This window comes from Nitrospirota bacterium (genome assembly GCA_035516965.1).
GTDB lineage: Bacteria > Nitrospirota > UBA9217 > UBA9217 > UBA9217 > MHEA01.
The window spans coordinates 1-11,954 of sequence record DATIZR010000108.1 but is presented as its reverse complement, the minus strand read 5'-3'; the positions used below and the strand labels follow the sequence as shown (position 1 = coordinate 11,954).

Sequence of the window (11,954 nt, the reverse complement as noted above, 5' to 3'; positions counted from 1 at the left end):
CAGGTCGTGGGAGACTACGGAGATGAAGTCGGATTTCATCCTGTCCAGGACCTGGAGCTTCCGGTTCGCCTCCTGGAGCTGGGCAATGAGCTTTTCCCGGTCCTCCTCCGTCCGTTTCCGGTCGGTGATGTCGTTCACCATGCAGACCGTTGCGAGCGCTTCCCCTGCGGAGTTCCGCATGATGGACGTGGACAGGCTGAGCGAGCGGCGGGAGCCGTCCCCGAGGGCATTATTCACTTCATAGTTGTGGACGGTCCCGCTGCGGACGACCGCCTCCAGGGTTTCAGCAAAGGGCGGGCTGCTGGTCATGCCGCTCATCGGCCGCCTTCCGACGAGGTCCTGCTCCCGGCAGTTGAAGAGCCCGCAGGCTGCCTGATTCACCAGCCGCACGACGCCGTCCGGGTCGAGTACGATCAGACCGTCGTTCATCGCGCGGGTGATCTCCCCGGCCGCGAATGCCGGCGTAATCGTTTTGAAGCGGTAACGCGTGATCGATCGGGCCGCGATAACAACGAACAGAAAAATGGGAATGTAGCCGAAGGGATGCCAGTTAATGCCGAAGGCAGGGACGAAATCCAGCGCCGCCAGATAGGCAAGGGAAAAGGTGGAAAGCAGAATGCGCGCGCGAACGATCTGGGCTGTGTTGCGGTGGCTTTTCCGGTACACCGAGATCGACTGGTGCAGCGCGAAAAGCATGACGGCGAAAAAATACCCGAGCAGGGGCAGGCTCGCCATGCCGAGCTTCGGGTAGAACCCCCAGGAATACGAGTACAGCGAGCTGAAGGGGATGGCTGTCGTCAACGTCAGCACGACAAAGAACATGCTGATCATCCAGACGGCGAACACCCGTTTTCGGACCCGTTCATAATCCCGCATCAGAAGTGCGCTGAACTGGAATACGGCGGCGGGAATGCAGATGACACCGATATAGCCTGCCTTCGCCCACCAAAGCGCGGTTGCGGGGTCCTTCGCATGGTACATCCAGGCAAAGGCAAAGAGCCAGAGGCTGATGCTCCAGGTCAGGATGAAAAAGACGACGCTTTCCGAGGAAGCCTGCTCTCTGGTCAGGGCATAGATGCCGAGCGCGATGACCCCCAAGGATACCGCGAGGGACGGGAGCGCGAGCATACTGAATTCGTACGGGATTGGAACGGAGAGTGATTGCATCATACAAAAACCTGTTATGTGTTCGCCGGCAGCAGTCGGCACACGCACTGGTTATATTATACTATAAAAGTAGGGAAAATCCAAATATTTTGGTAGTGAGCTTGTGTTTACAGGGACCTCGTCGTCAGGCCCTTCAGGACGCCGAAGTCACGGATGAATTTCTTTCTGCCGTCCGGAAAACGGATCGCATAGGCGGGATGGAAGGAGATGAAGTGCATGATATGATCCTTCTCGACAACCGTGCCGTGCTCCTGAGCAATCTTGACGTTCTGCCCAAGCAGGGCGCGGCAGGCAGTGTTCCCGAGCAGGACGATGACCCGGGGCTTGATGACCTTGATCTGCTTCAGAAGATGCGTGCGGCCGTGTTCGATCATGTCCGGAGAAGGCTTGCCCGTCACCGGCAGGTAATGGACCGGGCTCGTGATGAAGACCTCGCTCTCATCGAGACCGATCTCCCTGATCGTCAGACGCAGAAGCTGCCCGGACCTGCCGATAAAGGGCCTTCCCGCCTTCGCCTCGGTCCTTCCGGGCGCCTCGCCAACGAACATGACGGGCATTTTTCCGCTTCCCTCGCCAGGCACTGGCAGCCCGATGCCTCCTTTTTTGCATTCGCGGCACCGTTTGATCTCTTCGGCTATTCTTTGAAGCTCTTTTTGCCTGTTCATAGACTGCCGGTCTTCATGCAAAGGCTAACGTCCCGCGGTGACTGGAGAATCACGATTGGCGTTCTAGTCAAGAAATGCACCTGCTATATGAAAGAGCTTTCGATCGAATTCGAATGTGCCCAGGTCCTTCATTCCGAGCTTCCTGATGTGTGCGTGCAGCGAGCGCTTGTTCCGGTCAGATATGAAGAGGACGCAGGCATCATAACGGGGCCTGGCGATCTTCTTCAGTGCAGTAAAGAGGCCCCCAAGTATGCCAGTGCCGCGAGCCATCGCAACAATGCAGACCGGCCCATAGATAAAGGTCCTATCGCCCGTGAGTGCTCGTCCGTCGAGCCTCAGCCCCGCCAGATTTCCGATCAGCTCGCTTAAGAGCGGGAACTGCCCGGCGTAACTGAAAGACATGCCGCACAGATAGCCCAACACCATCGGCCCCTGGACTGCTACCGCGATGCCGAGGTCCTGATTGATCTCCTCGAATTGATGTTCCGTGTACTCCATGGTCAGAAATCCGTCCTGCGCTCCCCGTTCGCCAAGAGCGATGATCAGGTTTGCTTTCTGGAGAGCTAGCATGGCCTTGTAGTCGGCGGGAACAGCCCTTCTGAATTCTATGTGGTCTGGTGCGGTCATTGTATGTCACTGATTATTGCGTGTATGACGGGAGCTGTCAACAAGAAACTGGTCGCGACGGACTGGCCGTTCCCGCTAGGCAGCGCAGAAGAATGCACGCAACGGAACCCCAGACTTTTTTGTTAAGAAATGGTTGCGCGAACGGGTTGACACATAAGAGATTTGCAGATACACTTTACATAATTTTAATCCATCGGAAGGAGCCGAACAATGAAGAGGTATTCTCTGGCTGTATTGGCGTTGGTCGTCGCAATCGCAGCAGTGCTTGCCGGGTGCGTCGCCGGCGGCCCGCGCATGATAACGGCCGAACAGCAGCTGAAGGCGGGTCATGACGCCGCGCTCATCGTTTTCCTGAGGCCGAATCCCGTGAGCTTCGGCGGAGGTAACTTTCAGCTCTGGGACCGGGACCATTTCATTGGATTCCTCGAGCCGGTCACCTCGGTCTCATACCGGGTCAAACCAGGCGAGCATTTGTTCCTGGTGAAAGCAGAGACCTGGGAGGCCGTGAAGGGGAAGGTTTCGGCAGGAAAAACCTACTATATCTCGGTTGATCCCCGGGTAGGCGCGGGTGCGTTCGTCGGACCGGGAGGAGGAACGCGTGTGAGTTTGACGGCTCTGGATTCGAATGACACCCGTATCACCGACTGGATGCGGCACTGCAGGCCGATCCAGCTGGCAGATCCGGAAAAGGGTGCGGCCTTTGAAAAGAAATACGAGCGGCACGTGACCAAGGCGATCGGCAACGTGGAGTCCGGAAAAGCGAACTACACGGCACTGACCCCCTCGAAGGGGAAATAGCCCGGTGATGATGGCAGGACGAGAATGGGGGCCTTGTACAAGCCCCCATTTTTTTTTCACCGCTTCTCCCCGTGTGCCAGCCGGACAGTTGGAATGATCGGGAAAGAGGAGACAGGGCCCGAGCTCACTTCGTGGCTGCGTAGATCACCTTCCGGAGCGAGTCCTTGTTGATGTAGTAGATCCTGGTGTCGATCCTGACGTTGAGGAACTTGTCGGGCAGGTTGAGGCAGTCGGAGAGCCTCGTCTTCTCGACGGGGACGTCGGCCAGGAGAGATCCGGACAGCTTGCCCTCATCGGTGAAGACCGCGGTGATGTTCACGGTATGCATCAGATTGAACGTTGTCTCGAGCTGTTCCCCATCGTCGCCGCAGTTCAGCTCGATCAGCTTTATATTCTTCTTGTGGATGAACTCGGTCCCGCCGCCCTTCAGTACCAGCGGAAAAAAGATACTGCCGTCCTCGAGGAAGGCGACCATCCGGTGATGGACGTCGAGCGCCGCCGCTGTATAGTCCAGGAAAATAGCGCCTGTAAGCGCTCTTCCTTCATACAGCCACACCGCCACGTCCTGCCGGTCCTTGGGTACCGCGAATTCCGCCTGGTCGCTCATGTGCCGCTCCCCTGCCTAATCGAAGGCGCTCCCCCCGGTAAGATTCAAGGTGATGCCCTTGCTCTTCAGGAGATTCATGAATCCCAGCTTGTCCACGGACTTGATGTAGGCCTCCTCGGGCGCCACCTGCTTGTCCACGACCAGCTTGAACAGGGCGTCGTTCAGGAGCAGCATGCCCTGCGCCTTTGCGGTCTGCATGATGGACGGAATCTGAAAGATCTTGCCTTCGCGGATCAGGTTTGACACGGCGCTGTTTACGAACAGAACCTCCATGGCAGCCATCCTGCCCGTGGTGATCTTTTTGCACAGCGTCTGGGCGATCACGCCCTTGAGCGAGCTTGCCAGCATGGTCCTGATCTGGGCCTGCCGGTCGGCCGGGAACTGGTCGATGATACGGTCCACCGTTGACGCTGCCGTGGTCGTGTGGAGCGTGCCGAAGACGAGGTGGCCCGTTTCAGCCGTCTCGATCGCGATGGAGATGGTCTCCAGGTCGCGCATCTCGCCGACCAGGACGATGTCGGGGTCCTCGCGCAGCGCTGCGCGAAGCGCATTGGCGAACGATTTGGTGTGCACGTGGATCTCGCGCTGGTTGATGAGGCAGTGCTTCCGGGCATGGACGAACTCGATGGGGTCCTCGATGGTGATGATGTGGTCCTTGCGGTGGCGGTTGATGTAGTCGACCAGCGCGCAGAGGGTCGTGGACTTCCCCGAGCCCGTCGGGCCTGTCACCAGCACGAGGCCCTTGCTCAGGAAGCAGAGATCCAGCACCTGCTTCGAGAGGCCGAGCTTCTCTGCGGTCACGATCTCCATGGGAATCTGGCGGAACACGGCGCCCATGCCGAAGCGGTCCAGGAAGATGTTCACGCGGAACCGGGCGAGGCCTGCGATCTCATGGGCGAAGTCCGTGTCGTTCGTCTCCTCGAACTGCCGGGCATTATGTTCAGGCATGATCTCAGCGAGCAGCTTCCGTATCCGGTCGGGCGGGATCGCGGGCTGGTCCGTGAGCTCCAACATGTCGCCGTGGAGCCTGACGAGGGGCCTGTGGTTCGACGTGAGGTGAAGGTCCGAGGCGCCCATGCCGAACATCTTGCGAAGCAGGCCGTTGACCTCCGGCTCGACGGCCGGAGCATTGGCCGCGGCAGCAGGGGCCGGCGCTGCCGGCGCGGGCGCCTCATCCTGGAAGATGTCGTCCGCCTTTTCTTCGACGGCCTCGCTGGTTTTTTCGGCAGGGGAGATGACGCTCCGCACGAGCTCGCCCTGGGCCAGGAATGTGACCGTGTAGGTCTTTCCAGCCAGAGTGTATTCAAAATTGGCCTGTCGCTTGCGGGAAACCTGTTCCTTGAGGGAAGGGGGGGTGATCTCGGTGAGGAGCGCGATGATCTGCGGGGTCTGGAGCTGCTGGTTCACCATGACCCGGCTGCCCGTTTCCGATCTGAGCGTAGGCTCCTTGCCGGTTTCGAGCAGCAGCTGCTGCCGGGGCTGCAGGCGTTCGATCAACTTGTCGAGCTGGCTCATCGGCAGTCGTCCTCACTCGTATCGGAAAGATGGCGGATAATGTGGTCGAACAGCGGGCATAGGGCGGCCCCGGAAGGAACTTCGCGGATGACGGACGGCCTATTTCCCGGTTTTGCGAAGGATATTGGCGATCTCCTGCTTCAGCTGGCACCCCTGCCGGTCAGCTCGCTCATCAGAGCCTTGACCGATATGATCTTATTCACCCGGCAGGCGTTCGAACCGACGGTAAAGAGCGATTCTTCCTTGTCCGGGTTGTAGCCGCCCGAGCTGAGCAGGCCGTTGCAGATGCAGAAGTAGTTTTCATTGTCCTGTTTTGCCGGGCAGATCGTATACTTGCCTTCAGCGTCCTTCATCAGAACATAGCCCTTGTCGCACTTGGGCGGACGGAGCCGCTTGAGCGACGAAACATACATGGGGGACTGTTTGATGACCCGGAAGGGCAGGCCGCAGGGCGAGCCCGGGCGGTGGGCGACCACGATGTCCTCTTCCTGCGCCAGCACAACGGCCTGCTTGTAGGCCTCGGTTGCGCTGCTCTCCTCGGTCGCCAGAAAGCGGGTGCCCATCTGGACCCCGTCGGCTCCCATGGCCATGAACCGGACGATGTCCTCATGGGTGTAGATCCCGCCCGCAACGATGACGGGAATGTTGCCGTTCTTCATTGCCAGATCCTTCACAGGCGGCAGCAGGTTCTCGAGCCTGTTGGACTCGAGGTCCACCTGGTCGATCCTGAACCCCAGATGGCCGCCGGCCAAGGGGCCTTCGAGCACCACCGCATCTGGCCGGTAGCCGAGCTTTTCCCATTTCTTGCAGATGATATCGAGGGCCCTCGCCGACGAGACGATGGGGATGAGGGCTGTGTCCTTCGGCGGCTGGATGGCCGGCAGGTTGAGCGGCAGCCCGGCCCCGGAGATGATCGCGTCGGCGCCGGCATCCAGCGCTCCCTTGACCGAATCGTTGTAGTCCCGCTGGAGCGCGGCCATGATATTGATCCCGGCGAAGCCGTTCTCGATCTTTGAGAGCGAGACTTCTTCGTATACCGCCTCATAGGTGTTCAGCTTTTTATTGTTCCTTTTTGAGAGGAGACGGTCGAGGCAGGCGCTCGAGATGATGCCGAGTCCGCCTTCCCGGGCAACTGCTTTGGCGAGCGGATATAGCGAAACGCCCACGCCCATGCCGCCCTGAACGATCGGGACTCGTATAGTCTTTCCTTTGATGACCAGTGGCTTTAATACTGTTTGCAACTTCAACTTCCCCCCTCATCACGATCGGACCGGAAGCGATTGCCGACTTCCTGCCTCTGGTCGCCTGTTGCGACGGTAAAATACTGCGGATTATACCATAAGGCCCGATTCGATACAACCAGAGATTTTAAAATTCACAGTAACGCTGTTCCGTGAAAGGGGAAATCCGTTGTTTTTGAAGGATATCCGGAGCAGGTCTGCAGGCTTCTCGTTTTTTTATTGACGGACATGTTCGAAAGAGTTATCATCTACGCTGTTTACACCGTATTCATCGACATTATCTTCCGGATCCTTTAGAGGCTGGCACTTTCATCATGTTTGTTGCAATCCTGTTTTTAGGCTTCCTTTTTATACCGTCCACGGTCTTTGCCTGGGGCCCCCTGACCCATATATATCTCGGCAACGAGATACTCTCCTGCGCGCCGCTCATCCCGGCCGGCATCCTTGCCCTGCTCAAGAAGCACAAGCAGGATTTCCTTTACGGCAATGTCATGGCCGACATCATTATCGGCAAGAAATACCTTCCCGAAGACAAGAGCTCACATTCCTGGGATGTGGGATTGAAGCTTTTCGACCAGGCCAAATCCTGGCCCGAACGGGCGTTTGCATACGGCTACCTGTGCCACCTGGCGTCGGACACCGTCGCCCATGAGACGCTGACAGACGATCGCGGGAATATGGGCCACACCTGGGTCGAGCTCAAGGCCGACAGCCTGATCGACAAGACCTACTGGCTCCAGACCATCTCCATCAGCAGGGCCGTCCGCAAACGGAGCGACCTGCTGCTCGAGAACTCCCTCGACCGCTATGTGTTCTCCTTCAAGACCAACAAGAGGATCTACAAAAGCATCGTGTTCCTCTCGTTCCTGAACAAGAAGCGGAGGACGGGGGTGGACCGGAACCTGATCCACGAACTGCATGAGGAATCTATCGCGCGCATGCTCGACCTGCTCCAGAAAGGCACCGAGTCCGAGGTCCTTTTCAAGAATCCCCTGTAGTCCCGCTAGCCTGCCGGCCGCTCCCTTGTTCACTGTCCCTGTCCGTTCGCCGGCGATTTCGTTATTGACAATATCCCGCGAATCATTATATAAGTCATTTGTCCGTCTGGTGCTGCGCACCGGCCATATCAAGCGTTCATTCGTACGGCGGTAGATGTCATGCTTTTCAATTCATTTCAGTTCTTCCTGTTCTTCCCCGTTGTCACGGCGCTTTATTTCCTCCTTCCCCACCGGTGGCGGTGGTTCCTGCTGCTCGCTGCGAGCTGCGTGTTCTACATGGCCTTCATCCCGAAGTACATCCTGATCCTCGTTGTCACGATCGTCGTGGATTATGCGGCCGGCATCCTGATCGAGCGGACCCCGGCGGGGAAGCTCAGGCGGACGTACCTCGTCGTGAGCCTCTTCGTGACCGTGGCCATACTTGCCTTCTTCAAGTACTTCAATTTCCTGAATGACAATGCGGCACAGCTGGCCCGATTCCTCCATTGGAACTACGGGATCAACAGCCTCAAGATCATCCTGCCGATCGGTCTCTCGTTCCACACGTTCCAGAGCATGAGCTACGTGATCGAAGTATACCGGGGCAATCAGAAGGCGGAGCGGCACTTTGGTATCTACGCGCTCTACGTCATGTTCTACCCCCAGCTTGTGGCGGGCCCGATCGAGCGCCCTCAGAACCTGCTGCACCAGATCCGGGAGCACCATACCTTCGACTATGGCCGGGTGACGGGCGGGCTTAAGCGCATGGCCTTCGGCCTGTTCAAGAAGGTGGTGATCGCCGACGCGCTGGCTCCGGTCGTGGACCAGGTTTATAACAACCTGCACGACTACACGGGCTACCCGCTCTTCTTCGCGACGGCGTGTTTTGCCTGGCAGATCTACTGCGACTTCTCGGGCTATTCCGATATCGCGCTCGGCTCTGCCCAGGTCATGGGCTTCCGCCTGATGGAGAACTTCGACCGGCCCTACAGCGCGCGCTCAGTCCCGGACTTCTGGCGGCGGTGGCACAAGTCGCTCACGTCGTGGTTCCGGGACTATGTGTACATCCCACTGGGCGGGAACCGGGTGGCGAAGGGCAGGTGGTACGGCAACCTGTTCTTCACGTTTCTCCTGAGCGGGCTGTGGCACGGTGCGAACTGGACCTTCGTGGTCTGGGGCGGTCTGAACGGGCTGTTTCTGATCCTGTCATCGGTGACCGCTTCGCTCCGGGGCGCCCTGGCCGAAAGTCTCGGCCTGAAGGACCATCCGCGGCTGCATCATGCGGTCCAGGTCGCGGTCACGTTCCTGCTGGTCAGCTTCGCCTGGATATTCTTCCGGGCCAACAGCATGTCCGACGCCCTCTATGTAGTGTCCCACCTCTTCGACGACCTTGCGGGCCTGTCCCGCAGGGGCAGGTTCGCCTTCGACGGGTTCATCCTGTTCTTTATCCTGTTCATGGAATATGTCCATTACGTCCACCGGGACCGCGGGATAGGCAACCTCTTCAGCGAACGGCCGCTCCTGGTCCGCTGGTCCCTGTACTACGCGCTGGTGATGATGACGGTCCTTTTCGGGAGCTATGGCCAGCAACGTTTCATTTACTTTCAATTCTGAAGCGACATGAAACGACTGCTCAATAAAACGGTTGTGCTGGCATCCCTTGTCGTCGGACTGATGCTCGTTGTATTTCTACTCCCGCTCCCTTATAATCACGATCTATCGGCCATCCTGAACAAGCGGGACCTGCTGAAGGACGGGCCGGGCGGCCGCATCGTCTTCGTGGGCGGAAGCGGGCTGTACTCGGCGCTGGACAGCCCGCTGGTCGAACAACGGCTTGGCCGGCCCGTACGGAACATCGGATTGTGGGCCGGCTTCGGCATCACGCCGGTCCTGCGCGAGATCAAACCTTACCTGCACGCCGGCGATGTGGTGATCGTCATACCCGAATACGGCCTCACCTACGACAGGTATCTCGATGTTTCGCGAAAATGGATCTTCGCGCTCGCGCCGGCGCGCAACCTGATGCCGCTGTATGGAAATTTTCCGGCGGGCCTGAAGGCGTTTGTCCTGGATTTCATCGGGCTCGTCCGGTCGAAATTCGAGGCGCTCCCCTTCGCCATCCGCGAAGCAATCAAGAACCGGGGGCTCAGCATCTTCACAAGGGGCGGGTATGTCCAGTACCGGACCTTTTTCAACGGGAACGGCGACTCCTTCCGGATCTTTCCGGCAGCGACGTCACCCGAGCTGATCCGGCAGCGCGGGGAGGATTACTTCTCGATACAAGAGTACCGCGACCAGTCCCTGACGGCGCTCAACGATTTTTGCCGCGACGAGGGGGGTCAGGGCGTGCGGACCGCGCTCATGTTCCCGGCATATCCCGAGGAGGAATACCGCAAGTTCCGGGCCGGGCTCCTGCAGTATGAACAGCGGCTGCGAAACGAGCTGCTCTGTCCGATCATCGGCAACCCCGAGGATTTTCTCTATCCCTACGGCCTGTTCACCGACACGATCCACCACCTGGGCATCGAGGGAAGGAGGATGCGGACGGAACGGCTGATCGCCCTTCTGCAGGCGCAGCCCTGGATGCGGCGGACCGCTTCAAGCCGATGAGCCAAAGCCTATGAAGAGATTTCTGATAAAAGCAGGCGCCCTCACCCTGCTCGTCCTGGCTACGGTCTCGACGGTCTTCCTGCTCCCCATCCCCTACAGCGATAATCTCTCGGCGATCGTGAACAAGAGGGACCTGCTGAAGGACGGCCGCCGGGACCGTATCGTCTTCGTCGGCGGCAGCGGCCTGTTCGACGGCCTGGACAGCGGGCTCGTGGAGCAGCGCCTGCGCCGCCCTGTGGTGAACATGGGGCTGTACGCGGGTTTCGCGATCACGCCCCTCCTGCGAGAGATCAGGCCTTTTCTCCGCTCGGGAGACACGGTCGTGATCGTTCCGGAGTACAGCGTGGTGTTCGATGCCCTGGATTTTCAGGCGCGCAAATGGGTCTTCGCACTGGCGCCTGCCCGGAACCTCCGGCTCTACCGGGAAGGCCAGAACCGGACACTCGCGTTCTTGACCGATATGACCGGGTTGCTCCGGTCCAAGCTGCAAGCGCTTCCCAAGGCGGTACGGGAAGCGGTCCGGACGCGCCGTCTCGCTCCTTTGGTTGGCGAAGGCTACGCCTACTACGGGAAATACTTCAATCTGTACGGCGACTCCCTGCGGACCATGCGGGCGGCCGTTCCCGGCGTGATCGAGCAGACAGGCGTGGATCTGTTCGCGGACGCGGCCTACCGCGACCAGTCCTTTGCCTCCGTGAACGCGTTCTGCCGGGAGGTGCGCGGGATGGGCGTGCAGGCCCTGTTCTTTTTTCCCGCCTACCCGGAGGAAGAGTACCGCAGGCAGGAGGAGGCCATGAAGCTCTACGAGGCCCGCCTGCGGAAAGAGCTGGACTGCCGGATCCTGGGCACACCGCAGGATTTTCTCTACCCCTATGAATACTTCACCAACACTGTCAACCACATCAACAATGAGGCGCGGCGGATCCGGACCGAAAGAGTCCTCGCCTATCTCGAGAGGGCCGTCATGCCCCAGGGGTTCGGGGAGCGAAGAGTGAAGAATGAAAATAAGGTGGTCAAACAGTATCCTTAATTCTTCATCTTTAACTCTCAATTTTCAGTTGGGGCTGTTCTCTGTCCCCATTTGATATACTGGAAACACAACGACGATCAGACTGGAGGAAGCCATGGAGCTCTTGACCGTTCCCGTTCCAATCCCCGAAGGCTGCAACATCATCCTTGGCCAGACCCATTTCATCAAGACCATTGAGGACCTGTACGAGATCATCGCGACCACGGTTCCGCAGGCGAAATTCGGAGTCGCTTTCACCGAGGCTTCAGGCCCCTGCCTCATCCGCACCGAGGGGAACGACGAGGAGCTCATCACCGCATGCGTCAGGACCCTTGAGTCCATCGGCGCGGGCCATGTGTTCTGCGTTTTCCTCAAGAATGCCTTCCCGATCAATGTCCTCACCCCCGTCAAGAACTGTCCCGAGGTCTGCCGGATCTTCTGCGCCACGGCGAACGCGCTCGAGGTGGTCGTCGCATCGACCCCGCAGGGCAGGGGAGTTCTGGGCGTGATCGACGGCTCGTCGCCAAAAGGCGTCGAGACCGCCTTGGACAAGGCCCAGCGGAAAGAGTTCCTGCGCAAGATCGGGTATAAGCGTTAATTAAGACAGAGGACGGACAACCGAAGACAAGAGACAAGAGACAAGAGACAAGAGACAAGAGACAAGAGACAAGAGACAAGAGACAAGAGACAAGAGACAAGAGACAAGAGACAAGAGACAAGAGACAAGAGACAAGAGAC

The 11,954-nt window shown here is 58.7% G+C and carries 12 protein-coding genes; 6 read left to right on the top strand and 6 right to left on the bottom strand.

Features of this window, described 5'->3' with window-relative positions; genetic code table 11:
- The 3 genes from VL197_15630 to VL197_15620 form a co-directional block, all read right to left on the bottom strand.
- On the bottom strand, positions 1 to 1,170 hold a 1,170-nt coding region (locus VL197_15630; protein HUJ19415.1), incomplete at its 3' end, for a PAS domain-containing protein.
- Positions 1,171 to 1,274: 104 nt separating this feature from the next.
- The gene (locus VL197_15625; GenBank protein ID HUJ19414.1) at positions 1,275 to 1,832 is read right to left on the bottom strand and encodes a uracil-DNA glycosylase; all 558 of its coding nucleotides are present in this window, start codon (positions 1,830 to 1,832) and stop codon (positions 1,275 to 1,277) included.
- A 63-nt stretch (positions 1,833 to 1,895) separates the two neighbouring features.
- Positions 1,896 to 2,459, bottom strand: a complete 564-nt coding sequence (locus tag VL197_15620) for a hypothetical protein (GenBank protein ID HUJ19413.1) — start codon at positions 2,457 to 2,459, stop codon at positions 1,896 to 1,898.
- 210 nt (positions 2,460 to 2,669) lie between these two features.
- On the opposite strand from VL197_15620, the gene VL197_15615 reads away from it, so the two are divergent.
- Entirely contained in the window at positions 2,670 to 3,257 is a 588-nt protein-coding gene (locus VL197_15615; GenBank protein ID HUJ19412.1) for a hypothetical protein, read from the top strand.
- 124 nt (positions 3,258 to 3,381) lie between these two features.
- On the opposite strand, the gene VL197_15610 is transcribed toward VL197_15615, so the two are convergent.
- From VL197_15610 to VL197_15600, 3 genes are all read right to left on the bottom strand, one after another.
- Entirely contained in the window at positions 3,382 to 3,864 is a 483-nt protein-coding gene (locus tag VL197_15610) for a hypothetical protein (protein ID HUJ19411.1), read from the bottom strand.
- Positions 3,865 to 3,879: 15 nt separating this feature from the next.
- Positions 3,880 to 5,379: a type IV pilus twitching motility protein PilT gene (locus VL197_15605; protein ID HUJ19410.1), complete on the bottom strand. Its 1,500-nt coding sequence runs from the start codon at positions 5,377 to 5,379 to the stop codon at positions 3,880 to 3,882.
- Between the two features lie 140 nt (positions 5,380 to 5,519).
- The gene (locus tag VL197_15600; protein ID HUJ19409.1) at positions 5,520 to 6,620 is read right to left on the bottom strand and encodes a nitronate monooxygenase family protein; all 1,101 of its coding nucleotides are present in this window, start codon (positions 6,618 to 6,620) and stop codon (positions 5,520 to 5,522) included.
- Positions 6,621 to 6,934: 314 nt separating this feature from the next.
- Between VL197_15600 and VL197_15595 the strand changes: the two genes are divergently transcribed.
- From VL197_15595 to VL197_15575, 5 genes are all read left to right on the top strand, one after another.
- Positions 6,935 to 7,618, top strand: coding sequence for a zinc dependent phospholipase C family protein (locus tag VL197_15595; GenBank protein ID HUJ19408.1), 684 nt, complete (start codon positions 6,935 to 6,937; stop codon positions 7,616 to 7,618).
- Positions 7,619 to 7,777: 159 nt separating this feature from the next.
- Positions 7,778 to 9,211, top strand: coding sequence for an MBOAT family O-acyltransferase (locus VL197_15590; GenBank protein ID HUJ19407.1), 1,434 nt, complete (start codon positions 7,778 to 7,780; stop codon positions 9,209 to 9,211).
- A 6-nt stretch (positions 9,212 to 9,217) separates the two neighbouring features.
- Positions 9,218 to 10,207 carry a hypothetical protein gene (locus VL197_15585; protein HUJ19406.1) on the top strand — a complete coding sequence of 330 codons (990 nt, stop codon included), beginning with the start codon at positions 9,218 to 9,220 and terminating at the stop codon, positions 10,205 to 10,207.
- A gap of 10 nt (positions 10,208 to 10,217) precedes the next feature.
- Positions 10,218 to 11,237: a hypothetical protein gene (locus tag VL197_15580; GenBank protein HUJ19405.1), complete on the top strand. Its 1,020-nt coding sequence runs from the start codon at positions 10,218 to 10,220 to the stop codon at positions 11,235 to 11,237.
- 94 nt (positions 11,238 to 11,331) lie between these two features.
- Complete coding sequence (locus VL197_15575) at positions 11,332 to 11,814, top strand: adenosine-specific kinase (protein ID HUJ19404.1); 483 nt, start codon at positions 11,332 to 11,334, stop codon at positions 11,812 to 11,814.
- Positions 11,815 to 11,954: the final 140 nt, after the last annotated feature.